Annotated in this window: 18 protein-coding genes and 1 pseudogene; 17 read left to right on the top strand and 2 right to left on the bottom strand. The window is 69.1% G+C overall.

Annotated elements, in window-relative coordinates:
* Positions 1-322 precede the first annotated feature (322 nt).
* Entirely contained in the window at positions 323-583 is a 261-nt protein-coding gene (locus tag ABGB18_RS44010) for a hypothetical protein (protein WP_347701658.1), read from the top strand.
* 68 nt (positions 584-651) lie between these two features.
* Here the strand turns inward: ABGB18_RS44010 and ABGB18_RS44005 are convergent, their stop codons facing one another.
* The gene (locus ABGB18_RS44005) at positions 652-2,322 is read right to left on the bottom strand and encodes a hypothetical protein (RefSeq protein ID WP_347701657.1); all 1,671 of its coding nucleotides are present in this window, start codon (positions 2,320-2,322) and stop codon (positions 652-654) included.
* 477 nt (positions 2,323-2,799) lie between these two features.
* Here ABGB18_RS44005 and ABGB18_RS44000 point away from each other — a divergent pair.
* From ABGB18_RS44000 to ABGB18_RS43975, 6 genes and pseudogenes are all read left to right on the top strand, one after another.
* A pseudogene (locus ABGB18_RS44000) lies at positions 2,800-2,955 on the top strand (IS5/IS1182 family transposase); the annotation flags it as partial.
* A gap of 872 nt (positions 2,956-3,827) precedes the next feature.
* Positions 3,828-5,615: a hypothetical protein gene (locus ABGB18_RS43995; protein ID WP_347701656.1), complete on the top strand. Its 1,788-nt coding sequence runs from the start codon at positions 3,828-3,830 to the stop codon at positions 5,613-5,615.
* A 365-nt stretch (positions 5,616-5,980) separates the two neighbouring features.
* On the top strand, positions 5,981-8,326 hold the full coding sequence (locus ABGB18_RS43990; protein WP_347701655.1) for a tetratricopeptide repeat protein: 2,346 nt from the start codon (positions 5,981-5,983) through the stop codon (positions 8,324-8,326).
* Between the two features lie 283 nt (positions 8,327-8,609).
* Positions 8,610-8,954 (top strand): hypothetical protein, encoded by a 345-nt coding sequence (locus tag ABGB18_RS43985; RefSeq protein WP_347701654.1) that lies wholly within the window; start codon positions 8,610-8,612, stop codon positions 8,952-8,954.
* 74 nt (positions 8,955-9,028) lie between these two features.
* Entirely contained in the window at positions 9,029-9,352 is a 324-nt protein-coding gene (locus ABGB18_RS43980; RefSeq protein WP_347701653.1) for a hypothetical protein, read from the top strand.
* 487 nt (positions 9,353-9,839) lie between these two features.
* Entirely contained in the window at positions 9,840-10,583 is a 744-nt protein-coding gene (locus tag ABGB18_RS43975; protein ID WP_347701652.1) for a hypothetical protein, read from the top strand.
* Positions 10,584-10,588: 5 nt separating this feature from the next.
* Here the strand turns inward: ABGB18_RS43975 and ABGB18_RS43970 are convergent, their stop codons facing one another.
* Entirely contained in the window at positions 10,589-11,617 is a 1,029-nt protein-coding gene (locus ABGB18_RS43970) for a hypothetical protein (RefSeq protein WP_347701651.1), read from the bottom strand.
* Between the two features lie 430 nt (positions 11,618-12,047).
* Here ABGB18_RS43970 and ABGB18_RS43965 point away from each other — a divergent pair, with 430 nt between their 5' ends.
* The 10 genes from ABGB18_RS43965 (at position 12,048) to ABGB18_RS43920 (ending at position 20,628) form a co-directional block, all read left to right on the top strand.
* Positions 12,048-13,388 (top strand): hypothetical protein, encoded by a 1,341-nt coding sequence (locus ABGB18_RS43965; protein WP_347701650.1) that lies wholly within the window; start codon positions 12,048-12,050, stop codon positions 13,386-13,388.
* Positions 13,385-13,777, top strand: coding sequence for a hypothetical protein (locus tag ABGB18_RS43960; RefSeq protein WP_347701649.1), 393 nt, complete (start codon positions 13,385-13,387; stop codon positions 13,775-13,777). The genes ABGB18_RS43965 and ABGB18_RS43960 overlap by 4 nt, the downstream gene beginning before the upstream one ends.
* Positions 13,778-13,789: 12 nt before the next feature.
* The gene (locus ABGB18_RS43955; RefSeq protein WP_347701648.1) at positions 13,790-14,884 is read left to right on the top strand and encodes a hypothetical protein; all 1,095 of its coding nucleotides are present in this window, start codon (positions 13,790-13,792) and stop codon (positions 14,882-14,884) included.
* Positions 14,881-15,462, top strand: a complete 582-nt coding sequence (locus tag ABGB18_RS43950) for a hypothetical protein (RefSeq protein ID WP_347701647.1) — start codon at positions 14,881-14,883, stop codon at positions 15,460-15,462. Before ABGB18_RS43955 ends, ABGB18_RS43950 begins: the two co-directional genes overlap by 4 nt.
* Positions 15,459-16,553, top strand: coding sequence for a histidine kinase (locus ABGB18_RS43945; protein ID WP_347701646.1), 1,095 nt, complete (start codon positions 15,459-15,461; stop codon positions 16,551-16,553). Before ABGB18_RS43950 ends, ABGB18_RS43945 begins: the two co-directional genes overlap by 4 nt.
* Positions 16,550-17,221, top strand: a complete 672-nt coding sequence (locus tag ABGB18_RS43940; protein ID WP_347701645.1) for a response regulator transcription factor — start codon at positions 16,550-16,552, stop codon at positions 17,219-17,221. The genes ABGB18_RS43945 and ABGB18_RS43940 overlap by 4 nt, the downstream gene beginning before the upstream one ends.
* Positions 17,222-17,377: 156 nt before the next feature.
* Positions 17,378-17,998, top strand: coding sequence for a reprolysin-like metallopeptidase (locus ABGB18_RS43935; RefSeq protein WP_347701644.1), 621 nt, complete (start codon positions 17,378-17,380; stop codon positions 17,996-17,998).
* 27 nt (positions 17,999-18,025) lie between these two features.
* Positions 18,026-18,748 carry a hypothetical protein gene (locus tag ABGB18_RS43930; RefSeq protein ID WP_347701643.1) on the top strand — a complete coding sequence of 241 codons (723 nt, stop codon included), beginning with the start codon at positions 18,026-18,028 and terminating at the stop codon, positions 18,746-18,748.
* Positions 18,749-18,825: 77 nt separating this feature from the next.
* The gene (locus tag ABGB18_RS43925; protein ID WP_347701642.1) at positions 18,826-19,779 is read left to right on the top strand and encodes a teichoic acid biosynthesis protein C; all 954 of its coding nucleotides are present in this window, start codon (positions 18,826-18,828) and stop codon (positions 19,777-19,779) included.
* 192 nt (positions 19,780-19,971) lie between these two features.
* Positions 19,972-20,628 carry a hypothetical protein gene (locus ABGB18_RS43920; protein WP_347701641.1) on the top strand — a complete coding sequence of 219 codons (657 nt, stop codon included), beginning with the start codon at positions 19,972-19,974 and terminating at the stop codon, positions 20,626-20,628.
* Positions 20,629-21,091 lie beyond the last annotated feature (463 nt).

Below are 21,091 nucleotides of genomic sequence, written 5' to 3'. Positions count from 1 at the left end.
ATAGCACGGGTCAGGGCATCACGTGGAGGGGATGGGCAGGGAGTCGATCGGCGGCCGTCGTGGGTCATAGCCTCAGCTGTTCAGCCGGGGCGGTAGCTGTACGTCAGAGCATGAGAAAAGGTGCCCCTGAACTGCAAGGATCCGGGTGTCGAAGCCATATCCGCTGCAGAGCCAGGTGCACCTTTCTGGTGAGTGAGCGTATCGGGTGGGACCGCCGGTTGTCTGTCACCGCCGACGGAAAAGGGCTGGTCGGTCACGCGGGCGTGGTCCTGCTGCACAAGCTCGCCGATCGGGTGGGGCTGACCGCAGCACTCCGTGAACTGTGGCCGGATGGGCAGAGCGCGACCTGGCGCGACCCGCGCGGCCGGCGATGTTGCTGCGCCCGGGAACGCGGGCAGCAAACACCGTCGCCGACCGCCTGCGGGTGCTGCGTGCGGCGCTGGCGCAGATCCCGGACTCCGGCCAGGCCAAGATCCTGGTCCGGGTGGACGGCGCGGGCGCCACCCACGATCTTCCGACCGGATCACGCGCCCGGCGACTACTACGAAGTGCACGTCGTGGCGGGAAGGCCCAAGCGGGCTGAGTTCCGTGGTTCGGCGTGCCCGCCGACATGGGTGACGGCGATTCGGGTCGCCGTCACCCCGTCAGGGGTTACGCGGGGGGCTGGGAGACGACGACCACGTGGGTGGTCTTCGCCGGCTCGATTGTCGAGTTCCCCACCAGCTGGATGACGTACGTGTGCTTGCCGGCCGTCGTCGGCGTGTCGGCGAAGCTGAACGACCCGTCGGCAGCGGCAGTCATCTTGGCCAGGGCTTTCGAGGTAGTGCCATCGGGGTTGGAGACGTTACGTACGACGGTGACAATGGTGCGTGGGAAGGTGATGCCGTCGGCGGCGAACGTTCCGTCGAATTCGAGTCGCTCGCCGACGACGCCGGTCTTCGGGCCGGTCACCGTGAGCACCGGCTGGTACAGGCCCACCTCGACGATGGCCGAGGCGCCGCTGCCCCTGAACCATGAGTTGCCCGGCCAGTACAACCGATATTCGTACGACCCCCATTTCGGTGCGGTATCGGTGAACTGGTACGTGCCGTCCGCCTCCGTGGTGACTTCCTGGAAGGGCCGGGAGGTGCCGTCGGGGAGCCAGCGGTACAGCTCAAGCGTCTGCACGCCGGGCAGCGCGCCGGTGCTCAGCGTGAGCCGCCCGCTGAAGGTCAGCTGCTTGAGCGCGATCGCCTCGGAGGGAGCCGTCATGGTCAGGGTGGAGGCGTGGTAAGGCGAATGCGGCAGCCGCCAGAGGTGCATCCGACCGGTGTCGGGCTCCTTCAGCACCGCATAGGTGAGTACGCCGTAGAAGGCGACACTGCCCGCCACCAGTGCCTTCCCCTGCTGCTCGGCCGAGTAGATCACCTCCGCTGTGGCCGGGTCGTACACCACGAGCTCCGCCGCGTCGCCCGCGGGAGAGTTCCAGCCGCCCACGACGTAGGCGCCGTTCGGGCTGGCCGCGACGGCGGTGGGGAGGCCGTGCTCGCTCAGCTCGCCGCTGTCGTAGGCGCGTGTCTTGGCGTTGGTCGTCGTGTCCCAGGCGTCGAACCGGTGGGTGTCGGCCAGCGCCGACAGCGCCGCTGACCCGTAGTCGGCGAGGGCGAGGTCCCGCAGGGACGTGTCAGCGCGGATCTCACCGCGCGGGGCGGCCGGGGTGGTGCTGACGTCATACACCCTGATCGAGGCGGGGTCGGCTCCCGGCTCTCCCGCCACCAGTGTGCTCCCGGCGACGGCGACCAGCGGAGGCTGCGTCGTGCCTGGCCCGACCGGGACGAGGGTGGGTGTCGGCCTCCACAGCTCGAGGGCGACGACGCCTCCTTCCCCCGCTTGGCCGCACCCGTATCCGACCCACAGCCGTTCGTACGACTGGGCCATCGTGGACGGGCACGGGTAGGCGGTGAGGTCGATCCGCTTGGTGATGGCGAGCGTTGCGATGTCGATCTCGATCACTTCATGCGAATCGCGCAGCGCCGCGTACACCTTCCTGCCGTTGTCCGCCACGGACAGGGCCACGGCACCGGACAGGCCGCTGATCGTGTCGATGAGCGCGCCGTCGCTTTCGGTGACCACGATCCGATCGTCGGCGGCGACGAAGATTTTGCCGCTCTGCCCCACCACGTCGCCGCCCCTGTCGGCGGCGACGCCGAGGTCGGTGACGGTGTCGGCGGCCGAGGCGGCGGGTGCCTGAGCGACGAGCAGGACCGCTGCCAGGAACAGGGACCCAGCCAGGGCGACTAATCGGTGGGAAAGAGGAGCACGGCCAGAGCTTGAGAGGCGCACATGCACTCCATTTCTGAAGGACGTTGTCGAACGTATGTTCGCACATTGGATCATCGTCGTCCAGAACGGCCTGGGAGAAGGTGGTCCCATCGCCCGCCGCCCCAGGCGGACCTCGCACGCCCGCCGACAAGGTGCCCGGCTGCGCTGCTGAATACTCCGCAGACGCCAAGGTGCCGCGCCCGCACCGCAGGTGCTTCACGCGGGCGGGCCCGCCTTCACACGCTGCACCAGCCCCACCGCCACCTGCGCGAACCCTGCGGCTACCGTGGAAGGCATGGACGACCGGCCCGACCACCGCGACCAGAGCGGGATACGCAGACCTACTGGAGTGGATGCGCTCCTTCGGCCGGCTGCATGCGGTGGGGGTAGAAGGTACCGGCTCCTACGGTGCCGCCCTGGCTCGTCACCTGAGCAGCGCGAAGGTCAAGGTGGTCGAGGTCAATCGACCTGACCGGCAGCAGCGCAGGGCCGAGGGGCGCCCACGCCAAGCTGCGCGGACCCGGCGAACGCGCGAATGCCCAGCCGAGGAGCTGGAAGATCCTCCGCAGGCTACGCTGCGGCCCGTCCAAGGCCGGCCATCTCTGCAAGGCCATCGCGGTCCTTCGAAACCGCCGAGCACTGCAGGTCGCATAGAGATGAAAAGGGTTCAGGGTGGGCTGCCGTTGCAGGAGCCCGGTCCTTGGGCCTTCTTGAATGACCGCAGCCGTTTGAACTTCCGCCGCGCCCAGCGCACCAGGTAGGTGTTGTGCGCTTGAGAAGGACGTTCAGCGCGGTCTGGTAGAACTTGCCGGTACTAATAGTTCATCCAGTCACGAATGACCTGATCCATCCAGCTGGCCAGTCTTTCCAGATCGCTGGTGGTGCCCAGATGGATCCGCCAGGATCGCAGCTCGGCGCCCATCTCCATGCGCGGCCAGCACTTCTCGTGCCCGCCGCTCGGTCGCGCAGTGCACCACCGCATCGTCAGCGAACCGCTCGAACTCCACGGAGGACAACGACCATCCCCGCGGGACTCCCTGGCACTCCGAGGGCACCGGCCACGACCAAGGTTTCGTGTGATCCCCGGCCCTACCGTTTCAGTCGTTTTTCAGGGTCGTTTCAACGACCGGCCGCACGATCATTCTTCATTACCCGACGGTAATCTCGGGCACTGGAGATCCAGCAGAGGGGCGATCCATCTTCATGACACGTGCACCGGCCGAGGTCTCGGTAGCCTGCGGTTGTCGAGGCGGCGATGATCCTGACCGCCTGCACCGCGCCGGACATCGCGGCATCGGTCACTGCCCGGCAGACCCCCGCCCCGGAGGCGTTCCATCCGAGCGGGCCACCTCGCGGCCCAGCCGTGAGAGTCCCCGGCCTGAACAGGGACAGATCAGCGGCACGTCGTCACCGTTGGTCAAGTCGCCTCATGGGAGCCGGCTTGATGTGTGTACTGAACGCGACCATCTCCCGGATCTCGCCTCAGAAGGGAGTGGTTCGGTGGCGCATCCTGGGGAGACACCATCTTGAATCGCTCGTGGTGGGGTTGGTTCAGCTGCGGACTGGCATTCGCCGGAATCGTGACCGCGTACGTCGCCTGGCAGTGGCCGATTGACTCGCCGGCGGTGCCTGCATCGGCTTTTCACCCGTCCGGCGTCGAATCGGTAGCGCTCTTACTGGGGACTCTGCTCGCCCTGTGGCTGACCGTCGCGACCGTCAAGGCGGTTCGCCGTACGGCACAGCACGACCCGGTCGGCGCGCCGCCGGCCGATCGGATCCGGGCTTCGGCGGTGACCTGTGCTGTCGTCCTGGGAGCAGCCGCCGCGTACCACTGGATCCAGCCAGGCGCCTTCGCGCTCGATGGGCGGGAGGCGTTCGCTGCCGCTTACGGAACTGGTCTGACGGCAGCGGCGGCGGGATTCCTCGGAATGGCGATCGCGTTCAAGCCGGCGAGGTTGGGAATCGCGGGAGTGCTGGGCGGATCGGCCGCCGTGGTCGCAACGAGCCTCGCCACTTTGGCCGCCATCACGGTGATGCCCATCGACTCCGTCGCCAGCGGGACGGGCACCGCCATGAACAAGAAGGGTGAGCCTGTGGCGGCGGTGCCCACCTCGGTGAGCAGAGTAGGCTGGCGGTGGAAAGCCGCGGACCTCTCTCCTGTAGGGGGCCTCGCCATCGCCGGTGGCGGCGTGGTGGTGCAGATCGCGGACGGCCTTGTGTCGCTGAACAGCGTTACGGGCGAGGAACGCTGGCGCTACCGCAAGCCGGGAAGCCACGCCGACGATGTCGAACCGTCGGCTGACGGCGGCCTTGTGATGGTCACGTTCAAACAGTCGTCGGCTGCTGCCGACGGCAGCAGAGCCAAGACCGAACAGCGGACCGCGCTGTTGGACGCCTACACAGGCATGGTCCTCGCCGAGCACGTGAATCCCTGGGGAGGTGCCGACAACCCATTTCTGCATGCCAAAGGCGTCATCACCGCACTTTCCGCGAAACAGAAATACAGCTTGTCCCCCGGGGTTTTGACCGGTTGGCACCCGGACACCTCCAAACCGGCCTGGCACTACACCCCGCCGAAAGGCTGCGCGGGTGGTTGGGAGGACGGCTATGGCCTGATCGCCGGCTCTGGGACGTTGGCCCGAGACGTGTTCGCCCAACTCCTCGTCTGCGCTCAGTGGGTTGGGGAGAAATCCCGTGGCGACAGAGTGAGGACGTTCACCTTGGCCGTACTCGGACTGGATCCCGAAACCGGTGCCGAGGCGTGGCGGCGCGAGCGGAAGGTATCAGCCAGGCCGGACAGCGTCCGGATGTACCGGTCAGCGGACGGGGGCGCCCTGTCGGTGACCTGGGGCGAGAAGGACGGCATGGTGCTGGAACAAGCGTCGGGAAAGGCCGTGGCACAACAGCGGACCACCGGCGTGTTCACCGCCGAGCGCTTTCTTCACACAGTGCCCGCACCTCGAAGAGAACGTCCACAAGCCTACGGCTGGGACCCCTTCGGTGCCGGCGAACGGGAGCGCGCTTCGGTTTCCCTGATGGGGCTCGCTCCGTCGCCCGAGGAGGATGCCGAAACCCGGCTCCTGCCTTTGGAGGACGCGATGCTGGTGGCCTTCCCCCAACAGCGCCGGGATGAGGTGACCATAACCGTACTCATCACCCCGTGGGGCCGGGACGACACCGTTCGGATTCCGATCACGCTCCCTTCACTGTCGCCGCCCCTCCCGAACATGCCGCCTGCCTTGGGTCTGTTGCCCGCGCCGGGAGCAGTGATCGTCGCTCGGCCGCCGAGCGGCGTCATCGTCGGCCTGGTATGAGAACTGCGCGCGTCCGTCACCAGCTTGACGAGACCCAAAGGTCACGCGGCGATCCGGGTGCTGCGTACTGATCCCCGGTCTCGGGGCATGGTGCCGCCGCGCCCGAGACCCGGGATCCCGACGGGGTGCTACTTCTTCGTCAGCCATTTCTTGAAGTACACGCTGACCGGCGCTCCGCCACGAGAAGTTCAGCGGGCGGGCGATCTCGTCGTCCGACGGGCCTGGCCCACAGGCTGATGCGAGCCCAGCCACGGCCGCGGTGACGGCGGGGTAGATCGTCGGGTTGGACTATGCTGCCAGGGCATGGCGCCGTTCCAGTCAAGCGACAGCCGAGTCGGCTTCCGGAGGGCTGCGAGGGCCTGGTGATGATTGCGCGTGAGATGCCGGCCGAGTCAGGGCTGCTCGCCGCCGAGTTGCGGAAGTCGCGGGAGCGGGCCCTGCTGACGCAGGAGGAGCTGGCGCGGCGCGCGGGATTGAGCGTGGGCACCGTACGCGGTCTGGAGGCGGGCCGGATCCGGCGGCCACGCCTTGGATCGGTGCGCATGCTCGCCGACGCACTGGCCCTCGCGGAGCCGGATCGTGCCGTGCTGATCGCCCTCGCCCGTGGCGAGCCCGTCAGCCGGCCCGACGGCGAGCCCGCCGCCGATGACGGCCCCGCCCCGCCCTCCGCTGACACGCGGCCGGCGTACTCAGGGGTGCGCCCTGCCCAGCTCCCGGCGGCCGTGGCCGCTTTCGCCGGGCGCGTCGAGCCGCTCAGGGTCCTCGACGAGATGGCCGCGAGGCCGTCCGCCACGATGGTGATCGTCGGCACGGCCGGCGTGGGTAAGACCACGCTGGCGGTGCACTGGGCGCAGCGGGCACGCGACCGCTTCCCCGACGGTCAGTTGTACGTGAACCTGCACGGGTTCCACCCGGCTGGCTCGCCGCTGGACCCGGCGGTGGCGGTGCGCGGATTCCTGGACGCCCTTCAGGTGCCGCCGCAGCGGATCCCGGCAACCGAGGACGCGCAGACCTCGCTGTACCGCAGCCTGCTCGCGGACCGGCGCCTGCTCGTGGTGCTCGACAACGCCCGCGATGCCGAGCAGGTCCGCCCGCTGCTGCCCGGCTCGCCTGGATGCATGGTGCTGGTGACCAGCCGCGATCAGCTCTCCAGCCTGATCGCCGCCGAGGGAGCCCAGGTGATCAATCTGGACGTGCTGTCCGCCGACGAGGCTCGCGACCTGCTTGCACGCCGCCTGGGCGACGATCGCGTCACCGCTGAACCACAGGCCGCGGACGGCCTCATCGCCGCCTGCGCACGGTTGCCGCTGGCGCTGGCCGTCCTGGCCGCCCGCGCGGCGATCCGCCCCGACTTCCCCCTCGCTGCCCTGACCGACCAGCTCTCGCAGAGCCGTGACCTGCTGGCGGTCTTCAGCGACGACAGCGCGCTCACGGACGTGAGGGTGGTGTTCTCCTGGTCCTATCGCACGCTCAGCGCCGCGGCCGCCCGGCTGTTCCGCCTGCTCGGAGTGCACGCGGGCCCCGACATCGACGTCGAGGCCGCGGCACGCCTGGCGGCGATGTCGCCGTCACACGTATGTCCGTTGCTCGCCGAACTCGCCCGCGCCCACCTGATCGACGAGCCCACACCCGGCAGGTACGCCTTCCACGACCTGCTCCGCGCCTACGCGACCGAGCTCGCCGCCAGCACCGACTCCGACGAGGAGCGGCGCGAGGCGATACACCGCGTCCTCGACCACTACCTGCACGCCGCGCACAGCGCCGCGCTGCTGCTGAGGCCGGGCCGCAGGCCCCTCGACCTGCCGCCACCGGTCGCCGGGGTCGCTCCGTACGTCCTGGCCGACCTCGATCGGGCCATGTCCTGGCTGACCGCCGAGCACGCCACCCTCCTCGCCTCCGTCGAGCAGGCGTTCGACGCGGGATTCGACCGCCATGCCTGCCAGCTCGCCTGGAGCATGCGGGCTTTCCTCCAACGGCAGGGGCACTGGCACGACCTCACCACCGTGGCCAGTATCGCTCTACGGGCCGCGAACCGGCTGGACGACCCGGTCTGTCAGGCACACGCCTACCGGAGCCTGGCCCACCCGCACGTCAACATGCGCCAATTCGACGAGGCGCGCGCACACCTCCTGAAGGCCTTCGACAGGTTCGCCGCGGGCGGTGACCTCGCCGGGCAGGCCGACGCCTCCTCTACCCTCGGCTGGGTCCTGTGGTCGATGGGCCGTCGTGAGGAAGGGCTGGGCTATGCCGAGCAGGCCCAAGAGCTCCACGCGCGAGCCGGAGACCACGCCGGGCACGCGGACGGCCTGAACAATCTCGGCTGGCTGCACGTGCAGCTCGGCAATCGCGAACGGGCACTCGTCCTGTGCCGGCAGGCGCTGACCCTCCAGCAGGAAATCGGTGACCGCCACGGCGAGGCCGCCACCTGGCACACCCTCGGTCACATCCACCACCTGCTCGGCGACCATCGGGAAGCGATCGCATGCCACGAGCGCTCGGCTGACCTGGCTCGCGCGTGCGGCGACGGTCGTCGGGAGGCGGAGGCCCTCACCCACCTCGGCGACGCCTTTTACGCCATGGACGATCGCCGAGCCGCCGGGGGAACCTGGCGGCGGGCTCTCAGCATCCTCACCGATCTCGACCGCGGCGAGGCCGCCGACCTCCGTGCCAAGCTCCGCTCCCTGGACGACGGCGAACCGCCCGCCGCCTGACTCGGTGGTCGCCTTTACCGCTTCCAGCCCGTCATAGGGGCTGGTGGCACGCTGTGGGGTGCGGAACTCGATCGCGCGGTCGGCCCTGAAGGCCAAGGTCGGGGCTGCCAAGGCCCCCGGGCATCCGGTTGACGGTGTTGCGGTCCTCGCTGACCCGTTCACTGGGTTTTCAGCGGTATTTCAATGCCGATCAATATTTTGATTTCCGGAAGCCCCAAGGCTCTTCCACCGCGGAGAACGACGCGGCAACTTCTGCACCCCTGGAGTGATTTTGCGCATTCGGATGAGCAGGTCCATCGCCCTCGGCGGCGCGGTCGTCACCACAGCCGCAGGCATGATGACAGCCGGCGTGACTCCTGCCGCCGCATCTGTCGGCGTATCTGCCGCCGCGTATGCCGGCGGCACCTGCAAGGCTTCGTGGGGCGTGCGATCGGCCACTCGATTCGGCGCCGACCGGCTCTACGACTGCGTGGGAGGAGAGCCGCTCGAGATCAGCTGCTGGTACCCGGGCGAGCTGGACGGTAGCGGATCCAACGTCTGGTTCCGAGTACGGGTGATCAAGGCCAAGGTCACCGGCTGGCTCCACAGCTCCGGAACCAACGGCGTCAAGGGCGCACCCCTCTGCTAGCGACTCATGCCAGGCACTCCTGATCAATCCTCGGCCGAACGCCGTGAACCCGCGATTCCCCGGACAAGGATTCGATGAACCGAAAACTCACCGCATTCGTCTCCGCTCTTCTGATCGGCTTCGGTGTCGGCCTCGCCGCTCCTGCTGCGTCGGCGGCCGTGCCGCACGACACGACGGTCGCGGTCTTCGTTACGGCCTCGCCCCCGAAGTCGTGCGACATCAATGCCAATCTCAACATGACGGCGACCGTCTATATCTCGGCATGTCGCAAGGCGGGCATTCGCCAGGTATTTCCCGGCCAGTTCCTGGACGCCGCCATCATCAAGATCAAAAATGACCGGACCGCGGCGGGAAAGACGGCCTGGAAGCTTCTCAACGACAAGCGATGGAGAAAATAACCGGTTGAATTCGCTTGTGGCCGATCGCTGACCGTCACGACGGCCGGGCCGCCCGAGCCCAGGCGCCCGGCCGAGCCGCGGGGCCATGCCCATGCCTGGCATGTGCCCCCGCCAAAACGCTGGAGCAGGCGGCGAGCCGGAGATCCACTGTCCAGAACCCCGCGACTCCAGGCCAAGAACGGACGGTGGGCCGTCCTGCCCAGGACCGGTTGATCCAGATGAGTCGCACCCGGCGATCGCAGCGAGGTGGGTTCCCGCGCGGCGGACCTCGAAGGGGTACGAGTTCCGCATCAGGAATGATCTCCGATGCGCGACCTGGCGGGATCGCTGTGAGGAGCCCCGGGAGCCACAGTCGGAACGCACGTATTCTGACCGGCGTGCTCCCCACCACCTCATCTGCAGGAGATAACGGGCCCAGCCACGGGCGGGGCACCTTGTGGCGGCGAACAGCGATCGAGTCCACGTCGACCTCGGTAGGGTCTCGACCATGGGTACTGAGGCAGGCATGAAGTTCGGCCCGGTCGGTGACCTGGCGGCGCAGGTGGACGAGGCGCGTACCGCGATGGATCAGGGACGCAGCGCGCTGTCGGACGGCCCCGACGCCGTCCCTTACGTGCCGACGGGGGTCGCGCCGGGGTCCAACGCGTTCGGCGACACGTCCAACGCGACGGCGGCGGGGTCCGCGCACGCGGATACGAAGGCCGCCGCCGACAAGCTCGCGGAGGTCTTCACCGGCGTGCTCGGCTCTGACGGCGAGCGGCTGCGCAGGGTCATCCAGGCGTTCAAGGACCTCGACGACGAACTTGCCGACCGGCTCTTCGCGGGCGCCAGCCAGGGGTTCGACGTCTACAGCGCCCACGTCCACAGCCACGGGGCGCACGAGTACGACGACTACATCAGGACCGGCCAGATCGACCGGCTGCACGAGGCGATGAACGGCGGCCCGTCCATCATGGGCGGCGACCTCAACGTGGTCACCGAGAACGGCGACAACACCAAGGACAACTCCTCCGGCGCGGCCATCCAGTCCTTCACGGAGGAGGGCTACACGGTCTATTCGGGAGCGGTCAACGGCGACGGCGACGTCGTGGGCACCTCGCCGTCCCAGACCCGCATCGACCACGTGGCCGGTTCGCCCGCCTTCATCATGGACGAGCAGCCGCTCCTGGTGGACGGGGCCACCTCCGACCACGACGGCCAGGTCCTCGACGTGCAGGTGCCCGACTGGTAGGCCGCTCACCGCTGCTGGATCTGGATCTCCGTCCCGGTGGCCGAGCGGCCCTCGCCGTCCTCGATGTGGTGGTTGCCCGCACCCGGCTGATTGCCTGGCAGCGTGATCTGGCCGCCGGGGACGTCGAGCTTGACCCCTTCGCTGTCTCCCGAACTGCCGATGACGTCCCCTTCGCGAACGAGGACGGCGTTGCCGAACGACGCGTGCACGCGGTCGCCGAGGACGGGCCACTCGTCGCTGGCGTGGTACTTGTCGCTCGCCTCCTCGTACCGGACGTCCCAGTTGTCGCCCGTACGGCTTTCGAGCTCGTCCTCGAGGCTCCCGAGGTCGTGCTGGAAGACCTCCTGCACCGTGGCGACGTCCGCGTCCTGGTCGGCGATCACCGCGGCGATCTCGTCCAGGTCCTGGGAGTCGGTGCCGGCCGACGCACCCGGGGAGTTGCCCGCGCCCTGGCCGATGTTGAGGTTGATCAGGCGGATCGAGCGGGGCTGCCACTGCTGGGCGATCAGGTCGAACTGCTCGTGGTAGAAGTCGAGGTCCTGCCGCTTCTCCGAGAGCACGCCGTCCACATGCCCGCGGACCTCGTTAGCCATGCTGATCGCGCTGTGGACCAGGCCCGTCTGGCCGGCGTCCGCGGGCCGGAACGTCAGGCCCTGGGCGTCGGTGCTCACGGGCACCGCGTTGAGCTTGTCGCGCTCGTCGTCGAGGAGCCCCTGCTGCACGCGGAGCGTCGTGGCCGTCAGGTCGAGCACCTGCGCGATGTTGTCCGCCCACGCGCCGACCCGCTCGATGTCCTGGGTCAGGCGTTTGCGGTAGTCGTTGAACCCGTCGGCGGTGTCTCCCGTCCAGTATTCCTTGGAGAACACCTCGTGGGCGGAGTCGTTGATCTTTCCCTCCGCGCTACGCGCCTTGGAACCGAGGCGTCGCCACGCTTCGGCCATCAGTTCCAGCCGCACCGGATCGGCTTTCAGGTTCCACACGTCGGAGGTGGTGATGGGCGTCTGGCTGTTGTCGTTCTCGGGATCGGGTGCCATGAACGTCACCTTTACATCAAGTAATAGTTATTCGCAAGATCGCCCGGAAGGTGAAACACGGAAAACGATCGAACGCGGTATCTGACCAGTGTTCAATGAACTTCACCGACCGCCGGCCCGACAACCTGTGAAAGCTCGGCGGCCTCTCGCCCAGAGGTCTAATAAGACCGGGAATCCCAGGGCCTGATATTGCAGGGCGCCAGTCATGGTGTCGTTGGCTGTGAGTGACCGGATCCTTGACCCTCACTCGACAGCCGGGCCCGTCCCCGCGAGACCGCCGGCGCCCGTGGCGGCCATGCCTGGCTCCGCGCATTGGCCCGGTGGCAGCGCTAGGGGGCTTCGCTGGGCGTCGTGATAGTTCCCGGGAACTAGGCGGGTTAGTGCCCGCGCCTGATGTGCGAGGCGAGGGCGGCTTCCTAGGCTTCGCCGTGTGCTCAAACGTCTGATCGCGACCGTCGTCGCGCTGGTGATCGTCGGCGCCTGGGCGGGGCCCGCGTGGGCGCACGGACGCAGTAGCGAGGCTGATGTGCGCTTCGCCCAGACGATCGCCGGTATGGAGATCACCGTTGTGGTCCGGGCGAGCGTACGGGTACCCGCTCCGCTGCAGGTGGACGTGGTCGCGCACGCGCCTGGCCGGGGTGGCCGGATCGATCTGGTGATCAGGTCGGTCGAGAGTGGCCGCTCCTCGTCCGGCATCGTTCAGGTCAAGGCAGGCAGGCCAGGGATGTACCCGGTGGCGCTCTCGGTGGATCGGGTGGGTCTCCACGAGTTGGAGGTCCGCGCGGGCGGGGAACGGTCGGTGCTGCCGTTCGCCGTGCTGGTGCCGCAGACCCCGCTGTGGGAGGTGGTCGTGTACGCGGCCTTCGCCTGCGCGGCGGTGGCGCTGGTCGGTGCCCTGGTGAGCGCGGCGTTGTCCAGGCGCGTGGTCGCGGCGGGGTGCGCGGGCGGGGTCGTGGTGGCGACGGTGGTGGGGTTCACCGCTGGGCTGCTGTCCCCGTGGTTCGCTCCGGTGGCGCCTGAGGGGGCGCCGCCCGTGGCGCGTGATGTGATGCTGGGACGGCCGAACGCGCAATCGGTGATCGAGATTCTGCCCGGCAAGCCCAGTCCTGGGTCGGAGTTCCGGTTGCGCGTGGAGTTGTTCGACGGCTCGACGGGCGTCCCCGCGGACGATCTGGTGGAGCACCATGCCGCGTTGCTGCATGTCGTGGTGACAAGCCAGGACGGCTCGTACTTCCGTCACGTGCATGCGATCCGCACGGCGCCCGGCACGTACGAGGTGCGGCTGCGCGCGCACGGGGAAGGGCGACATCGGGTGTACGCCGAGTTCGAGCGTGCTGACGCGGGCGGGCAGCTGGTTTCGGGGGAGTTCACTTTGGGCGGCCCGAAGCAGGCATCAGACGGCGTCACCGCCGTCGCAGGTGCGGGTTCGGGAGGAATCCCGGTCACCGAGCCGTTGCGGCCGGTGGCCGGGCGGCCCGTGCGTGTCACGCTCGACACCGGCGTCACCGGCCTGCAGTCGTGGCTCGGCATGGCCGGGCACCTGTTGGTGCGCAGCCAGGACGGCGGCTTCTTCGGCCACGTACACGAGGCCCGCTCGATGGTCGCCGGTTCGCAGCGCGTGCCGGACGAGTCCGTCGCGGGCTTTGGGCCCAGGCTGGAGTTCACCTTCAGCTTTCCCCGGCCGGGCCGGTACCTGGTGTGGATCCAGTACGCGAGGAATTACGAGATCGTCACGGCTCCGTCCGTCATCGAGGTAGGGGGCACGCCATGACGCGGCGCTTCGCGTTCATCGCGCTTCCGCTCCTGCTGCTCGCGGCCGGGATCGTCTGGATCCTGCGCGGCGGCGAGGGGCCGGGCCCCGTGGAGCTGTCAGGCAGGGGCGCGCATTATGCGGTCGTCGTCGCCCTCGAGCCGAGCGCCGGCCCGCTGGAGGCGAGGGTCGAGATCGAGCCGGCCTCCCCTGCGGAGGTGTCGCTGTTCGGGGTGATGCCGCACATGGGCCACACGACTCTGGAGATCCCCGCGCGGGACGACGGCGCCGGACGATACGTGGCCCGCGGCGAGCTGTTCACCATGCCCGGTGCCTGGGAGATCCGCATCCGGGTGCGGGGAGCCGCTGGCACCGAGGTCATCAAGGTCAACACACTGGTCGGAAAGTAAGGAGATACCCCCATGACCATACAACCATTAACGGATCCACAGGCTCGTGAGGTGCCGCGCAGGGAGGTGGCCGGAGCCTGGTTCCTGATGTCCGGCTACGCCACACTGCTGGCCGGCATGATCTGGGACGGTCAGTGGCACGGCGACGTCGGGCCCGACAACTTCTGGACCGCGCCCCACCTGCTGCTGTACGCGGGCACCGCCATCATCGGCCTGTCCTGCCTGTCTGTGGTGCTGCTGTCGACCTGGGCGCGGGGGCCGGTGACCGGGACACCGTCGGTGACGGTGTTCCGCACGTTCCGCGCGCCCTGGCCGTTCCTGGTGGGCGGGCTCGGCGCGGCGGCCAACCTGCTGTACGCGGGCTCCGACCTGTGGTGGCACGACCTGTACGGCTTCGACATCGCGGCCGGGACGACACCCTCGCACTTCGGGCTGGGTCTGTCGATCCAGGTGGAGATCTTCGCCATGGTGATGGCGTTCGCCGTGCTGCGGCGGACCAGGTCCGAGAGGTGGGGCCTGGCGGTGGCGATCGGTCTGGCGACCCTCGGTTCGACGTCGGCGTTCGGCATGCTGTCCGAGCTGATCTTCGACTGGCTGCCGGGCGTGGCGCCGCGCGTGCTCGGACTCGGCGCGGTGGGCGCGCTCATGCTGAGCCTCATCGTCGGGCTCACCCGGCGCTGGCAGTGGCCGGCCGCGGCCGGGCTGGCGTTCGTGGTCGTGCAGGGCGGGCTCGCGTTGTGCGTCCCGGCCGCCACCCGCTGGTACGCCGGGGCGATCGGCCAGCCGGTGCGCGACTACGCCTCCGGCATGCCGCAGGTGCTGATCGGGTTTCCCGTCACGTTCCCGCTGGTCGCGCTGCTGGCCGGAGGGGCGGTGGCGTGGGCCGTACGGCGTGGGGTGAGCCCGCGATGGATCACGTCCACGGTCGGCGCGCTGGCCGGCGTCAACACCGCGATCTTCTACGGCGCCGTGGGGCTGGAGATGAACCTGCCCGCCACACTGGTGGCGGTGGCCGCCCTCGGAGCGGGCACGGGCTGGCTGGGCTGGCAGTGCGCGGTCATGCTGCGCCGCTTCGGCCTGCGCACGACAGGGGCGGTGCCCGCATGAGACGCCTCATCACCGCGGTACTCGCGGCGGGGACGGTTGTGCTGGCCGGTGCCGGCCCGGCCATGGCGGCGCCCCTGCGGGGTGAGATCGTTCACAGCGAGACCGTACGCATGAGCGACCAGTCCGCGATCACCGTATCGTTCACCGAGTGGCCGATCCACGCGCTGCAGTCGCTCGACTTCACCTTCGAGCCCACGGGTGGCATCGATGGGCGCACCGGCTTGGTCACGACCGTCTCACCGTCCGGCGACCGGCGGGGGCTCAAGGGCATCGTCCTGCAGCGGCGTGGCGACAGCATCGTGCTGCCGAGGCACCCGAGAGCGCGCCAGGTGTGGGGGCTGGACGTCGTCTCGCTGCCGGAGGAGGGCACATGGCGGTTCGAGTTCGCCGTGGAGGGACCGGGCGGGACCGCGACAGGGGTGCTGCCGATCCGGGCGATCGAGCAGCCGGGGCCGCCACTGGCGCTGAGCTGGACGATCGCGCTGACGCCCTGGGCGCCGGTGGCGGTGCTGGTGGCTCGTGGCTGGCGGCGCACCCGGCGGCTGCGGCGAAGCGCCAAGCCCACCTGGAGTGGATGAGCGATGGTGTGCTGGCCATCCTGCCGCCGCTGGTCTGCTGGCTGATCGGGCGCGGCCAGGACGCCGGCGTGCTGGCGCTCGCGTGCGGGCAGTCCCTCGCGTTGATGTGGTCGCGCCGATACCCGCTGACCGCGCTGGGCATCGTCGTCGCGCTCGAGCTGGCGCTGGCACTGATGAAGATGCCGGTCCTGGTGGCTCCCCTGATCGCCGCCTCCCGTCTGGGGGCGTGGGGCCGGGCGGATCGGCGAGTGATCGGTGTCGTCTCGGTGCTGGTGCTGCTGCTGGCCGGTCTGCCGCTGACGCTGCTGTCCATCGGCGACTCCATGCGGGTCCTGGCGGTCTACTCGGCGCTCTCGCTGCTGTTCGTCGGGTTCTGGGCCGTGGGGAGGGTGGACGCGCGGCAGCGGGATCGGATCCATGAGCTGCAGGAGCGCTCGCGGCGGCTCGAGGCCGAGCGGACGGACCTCGTGCGGCGGGCGGCCGAGCGCGAACGGGCGCTGCTGGCCAGGGAACTGCACGACATCCTCAATCACTCGGTGACCACAATGGTCCTCGACGCCGAGGCGGGGGCCGACACCGGCGACGGGATGGAGGAGACACTGCGCCGCGTGGCCCGTACCGGCCGGGAGTCGCTGGCCGAGCTGCGGCGGCTGCTCGGCGTGCTGCGAGAGGCGCCGCCCGGGCACAATCCGCTGGCGCCGCCTCCCAAGCTGGAGCAGCTCGACGACCTGGTGGCGGCCTCGCCGCCGGGCGGGCCACGGGTGCTGCTGGAGCGCCGAGGAGCCGTACGGCAGGTGGACGCCAGCATCGAGCTGGCGGCCTACCGCGTCGTGCAGGAGGCGCTGACCAACGTCGCCAAGCACGCCGGGGCCGTCGACGTACGGGTGCTGCTGGCCTACGAACCGGTACGCCTGACCATACGCGTCACCAACTCGGTGCGCGGCGAAGCGGGAACGATCGGGAACGGGGCCGGCGTGGGGCTGATCGGCATGAGGGAACGGGTCGAGCTGCTGGGGGGCTCGGTCAAGGTGACCGGCGACTCCGGCACGTTCGAGGTCTGCGCCACGCTGCCGCTGCGGAGCGTGTCATGACCGGCATCCGGGTCCTGATCTGCGACGACGAGCAGCTCCTCCGGGAGGCGCTGGTACGCCTGGTCGGCGCGGCTGAGGACCTTACCGTGGTGGGCGCCGTGGGCGACGGCGCCGCCGCGGTGGCCGCGGTGGCCGAGTACCGGCCGGACGTGGTGCTGATGGACATCCGCCTGCCCGGAATGGACGGGATCGAGGCGACCCGCCGCATCGTCGAGCGCAACGCCGGCGAAGCCACCCGCGTGTTGATCCTGACGACCTTCGACCTCGACAGTTACGTTTACGCAGGACTGCAGGCCGGGGCCAGCGGGTTCCTGCTCAAGGACGCGCCCGGCGAGCGGATCCGCGATGGCATCAGGATCGTCGCGGCCGGGCAGTCCGTGCTGGCACCCGAGGCCACCACGCGGATGATCGAGGCGCTGCAGCCCATGCTGCCCACCGATGAGGACCGGGCGCTGCTGGCCGCGGCCGGCCTGCTCACCGAGCGCGAACACGAGGTCTGCGAGCTCATCGCGCAGGGTCTTTCCAACGACGAAATCGGGCACCGGCTCCGCATCAGCCGCTACACCGTGAAAGTGCATGTATCGAGCATCCTGGCCAAGCTCGACCTGCCGGACCGGGTCCACGTGCTGATCTCGTGGTCCCGGCTACGCGGCCTGCGCCCGCCCTGATCCGGGCGGGTGGCGAGGCGGCCGCGGACACCCCCCTTCGCGGCCCTGAAGTGGACTCTCCGTCAAGCAAGTGAGGACTGCCGGCCAACGACGTTTCCGGGGTGCGGGGAGCACACTCTGGTGACGAACACGACCCGGACCACGAAGGGCCCGCACTTGCGCAAAACCTTACGGTGGCTCGGCCAGACGGCCGCAGCCCTGGCCTTGGTGGGGTTCACCGGCACCCCCGCGTCCGCCGCGCCGATCACCGACAACATGTATCCGACGGCCAACACGCGCTGGGCCTGCCCGAGCAGCGCCACGCTGGTCACCGCCGGTTTCTGCCAGACCGACAACAGCACCGTCACCTACTACTACAACACCTCCGGCATCTCCAGCGCCGCGAAGTCAGCGATCAACACCATCGCCGGCCGGTACAACTCGACCGACCTCAACTTCAGTTACAAGTCGACCGTGGTGTGGACGGGCAGCGGCGAGACCGACATCGTCTACTGGCAGGGCACCATTCCCGACGGCTACGTGGGATTCGCCTGGTGCAACGACCGCGTCGACGCCAACGCGAACAGATGTGACCAGCACTACGTACGGTTCAAGTCCTCCACGCCGAGCATCACCACCGTCTGCCACGAGACGGGGCACGCCGTGGGCCTGACGCATGGGGCCAACGCCAATCTGCCGCTGGACAATGACGATACGAGGCTGGGTTGCATGACCAATCCGTCGGCGTCGTCATCCCTGGGGGCGCACAACGTCGACATGATCAACGCCACGTACTAGAGCATGACGAGGAAGGTGCTGCGGCACATGCGAGCACGCAAGAGCCTGGTGGCAGGGGTGACGGCGGCCCTGGCCGGCTTGGGGGCGGGGGCGTACTTCTCGACCGGCTCGGCCCAGAGCCCGCCGGCGGCGGGCGAGGTGACGATCGCGCACGGTGACGCGCGCCTGCCGTCGGACCTGCCGGCCGACTGGGTCGGCTACGCCGATCACGTGGCCGAGGTGGAGCTGCTGTCCGAGCAGGAGGTTCCCCCGTCGGCGGAGGAGCTGCGGATCGGGGAGGGCTACATCGGGCGCACCGGTACGCTGGCGGTCCAGCGGGTCCTGTGGAGCCGGGAAGGGGCGGCACCGTTGCCCGCCTCGCTGCCCATGAACCTGGCCGGGTGGGAGTTCTCCGGCGATGTGCGGCGGCGGCTGGCCGGGCACGACACGCCGCGGGTGGAGACCGGGCACACCTACCTGATGGCGGTGTCCCGTTACAGCGAGGGCTGGGGCCCGCTCGGGCCCGGGGGGACGCTGCCGTACGACAATGGTGTGATCGGGCAGGGCGAGTCGCAGGGCGCACCGCAGACGGCCGACGAAGCCAGGGCCGCCACCGCCGCGCGCTCCACGGTGGCCTCCACGATGGCCGGGCAGCCCGCCGAGGCCCTGGTCGCGTTGCTGAGGACGACGGCTCCGGACCCGAAGGTGGCCGGCCTCGGCGGCCTTCCCGCGGACAAGCGGTTCGAGCAGGTCACCGGGCCCATCGAGTGAGCAGGCCATAGGCCCATCGTGGCTGTCGCCCTCGGCCCGGTGACCCCGGCACAACCACTAACAAGGGATCAGAAGATATGACCTCTCATGTACGCGTTTCCCGCAGAGGGCTCCTCAAGATCGGCGCCGGTGTCGCGGCGACCGCCGTTCTGGCGGCCGAGCCCGCGGCAGCCGCGGAGGGCCGGTTCCAGCTGACCGCCCCGTCAACCTCGCTGATCTGGAAGAAGGCCCTGTACGACGAGACCGTCCTGCAGTCGATCGCCTTCGACAACCGCAACGGTCACATCTACACGCTTCAGGTGAAGAACGGCGCCGGCTCCGGCGCGGCGGGCCACCTGTGCCTGTCCAAGCTCAGCCTCACCGGCACGGTCCTGGGCCACATGTATCTGATGGGCTTCGGCCACGGTGTCCAGTTCGGGGTCGAGCCGTCGGGGACGTCGGCCTACCTGTGGACGGAGACCGACGCGGTGAGCGACGGCACGAGCTCCCGGGGCACGAGGCTGGCCAGGTTCAAGTTCGTCAACGGCCAGACGCTGACCACCTCGTCGCCGGCGTTGACCAAGTACAAGCCGATCGCGGAGGCGGACAACACCACGTGCGCGATCGATCCCTCCACGAACCGGCTGGTCATGCGTTACTGGGACGGGAGCCGTTTCCGCTACGCGCTCTACTCGCTGGAGGACCTCAAGGCGGGCTCGGCCCAGCCGCTGTCCGACATCGCCCAGCCGTCGGGGCTGGGCACCTTCCAGGGGTACGCGGCCTACGGCAACTTCGTCTACATCCTGACCGGCACGGCCTACAGCGACGCCAACCCCGCGCCGGGCAACACCTACGTCACCTGCCTGGACCTGCGCACGGGCGAGCAGGTCCAGCGGGCGCGCAGCGTGGCCGGCAAGTCCCTGGACTACCGCGAGCCCGAGGGCATGGCCATCCAGCTCGTCTCCGGTGCCCCGCGGCTGTGCCTCGGCCTGGCCTCGGGCGTGGCGGGAGCGCGTAAGGCCAGCATCTTCTACAAGACCGAGCTGATCTGACGCGGGGTTGACCTTGTCGGCGGCCTTGGCGTCTTCGGCGCGGACGCGTGCGTGCGGGAGGCGCGGCAAACCTGGCGGGCTGGGAGGCGGGTGCGTCCTGTGGGTGCCGTGCCGAGCATGGACTCTGAGTCAAGCAAGCGTGGAGCCCATGCCATCGACTTACGCCGTACGGGTGCGTGAAGATCGCTTGTCATGTTCACCACCCACAACCCCGCGATTCTGCGGCGGGCCCTGGCAGGCATTCTGAGCGTGGCCACCATCGCGATCGCCGGCTGCGGCTCCCTTCAGCCTCCGGTGGAGGATCGGGCCCGGGCCGAGTTTCCCGCACAGGAATCATCAGCCCCGGCTGAACAGGACGAACCGGCCGAGCCGGAGACCACCGAGCAGAAGTCCGGGCAGGCAACACGCGCCGAGACGACCGCGACGGGCACCCGGCTCAAGGCCGGCCAGCGCGCGGTGATCCCGTACCGGAAGGGCACGATAGGCGTCACCGTCACCGACGTGGAGAAGGGCGACCCAGCCGACCTCCTGCGTCAGTACGGCCAGCGAGCCAAGGGCATCACGCCCTACTACATCCGTTTCACGATCGAGAACGTGGACGGCACCGACCACTCCTACTCGTCGGGCCCCATCCTGTCCCTGGTGACCGCGGACGGCGGAGGCACCGGCGCGGTCCTGACCGGCACCATGCCGGACTGCGACCGGGAGAGCGCGCCCCAGGGCTTCTCCGAGGTGGGAGCGAGCTTCGAGTCCTGCCGGCTGGCCGGGGCCAGGACCGGCGTCGCGATCGTCGGCGCCAAGTTCGCCGACGCGGACTACCGTGAGGAGCCCGTGGTCTGGCGACGCTGAGCCGACCGGAGGCCATCGCAGATCGGGGCGTCTACACATCAAGTGACAGGGCCACCCGCGTGTCAGCTGGTGGTCACAGATCTCGCTCCCAGCGCCCCAATAGCCAGGCATCTATCGCTCCCATGGGCAACCAGCGCCCCAATCTCATTCAGGTGTGGCTGTGAGTGTCAGGCGACAGCAGAACTGGCCGAGCGCCACCGATGTGGCCAAAGGCATGGCCAGGAGGCGACCTGTGGCATCCAAAGTGGCCAAAGCGCAGGTCAGCGGCCCCTGCTCTGCATCTGGAGGCGTCGCTTTCGATGTCACGATCTGCGGGTGTGTTGTCCTGTCCCACCAGAACTGGGGCGGCGACCTCATTGATCACGAGGCATCTTGTGATCTCCCGCCGTAGAATCCGGGTATGACCGCTCGGAGCGCCACGGTATGGTGCGCGGCCCTCGGTATCGCGGTGCTGACCCTGACG

The sequence above is a fragment of the Nonomuraea sp. B12E4 genome, assembly GCF_039871825.1.
Lineage (GTDB): Bacteria > Actinomycetota > Actinomycetes > Streptosporangiales > Streptosporangiaceae > Nonomuraea.
The sequence above is the reverse complement of the archived record's forward strand: the minus strand, read 5'-3'. Positions and strand labels throughout refer to the sequence as shown.

What these genes read in the sequence shown, in the direction of transcription:
- ABGB18_RS43975 (WP_347701652.1), top strand. Translation starts at nt 9,840, where the DNA reads ATGGGTACTGAGGCAGGCATGAAGTTCGGCCCGGTCGGTGACCTGGCG.
- ABGB18_RS43960 (WP_347701649.1), top strand. Translation starts at nt 13,385, where the DNA reads ATGACGCGGCGCTTCGCGTTCATCGCGCTTCCGCTCCTGCTGCTCGCG.
- ABGB18_RS43945 (WP_347701646.1), top strand. Translation starts at nt 15,459, where the DNA reads ATGAGCGATGGTGTGCTGGCCATCCTGCCGCCGCTGGTCTGCTGGCTG.
- ABGB18_RS43950 (WP_347701647.1), top strand. Translation starts at nt 14,881, where the DNA reads ATGAGACGCCTCATCACCGCGGTACTCGCGGCGGGGACGGTTGTGCTG.
- ABGB18_RS43925 (WP_347701642.1), top strand. Translation starts at nt 18,826, where the DNA reads ATGACCTCTCATGTACGCGTTTCCCGCAGAGGGCTCCTCAAGATCGGC.
- ABGB18_RS43990 (WP_347701655.1), top strand. Translation starts at nt 5,981, where the DNA reads ATGATTGCGCGTGAGATGCCGGCCGAGTCAGGGCTGCTCGCCGCCGAG.
- ABGB18_RS43980 (WP_347701653.1), top strand. Translation starts at nt 9,029, where the DNA reads ATGAACCGAAAACTCACCGCATTCGTCTCCGCTCTTCTGATCGGCTTC.
- ABGB18_RS43940 (WP_347701645.1), top strand. Translation starts at nt 16,550, where the DNA reads ATGACCGGCATCCGGGTCCTGATCTGCGACGACGAGCAGCTCCTCCGG.
- ABGB18_RS43930 (WP_347701643.1), top strand. Translation starts at nt 18,026, where the DNA reads ATGCGAGCACGCAAGAGCCTGGTGGCAGGGGTGACGGCGGCCCTGGCC.
- ABGB18_RS43955 (WP_347701648.1), top strand. Translation starts at nt 13,790, where the DNA reads ATGACCATACAACCATTAACGGATCCACAGGCTCGTGAGGTGCCGCGC.
- ABGB18_RS43920 (WP_347701641.1), top strand. Translation starts at nt 19,972, where the DNA reads ATGTTCACCACCCACAACCCCGCGATTCTGCGGCGGGCCCTGGCAGGC.
- ABGB18_RS43985 (WP_347701654.1), top strand. Translation starts at nt 8,610, where the DNA reads ATGAGCAGGTCCATCGCCCTCGGCGGCGCGGTCGTCACCACAGCCGCA.
- ABGB18_RS43970 (WP_347701651.1), bottom strand. Translation starts at nt 11,617, where the DNA reads ATGGCACCCGATCCCGAGAACGACAACAGCCAGACGCCCATCACCACC.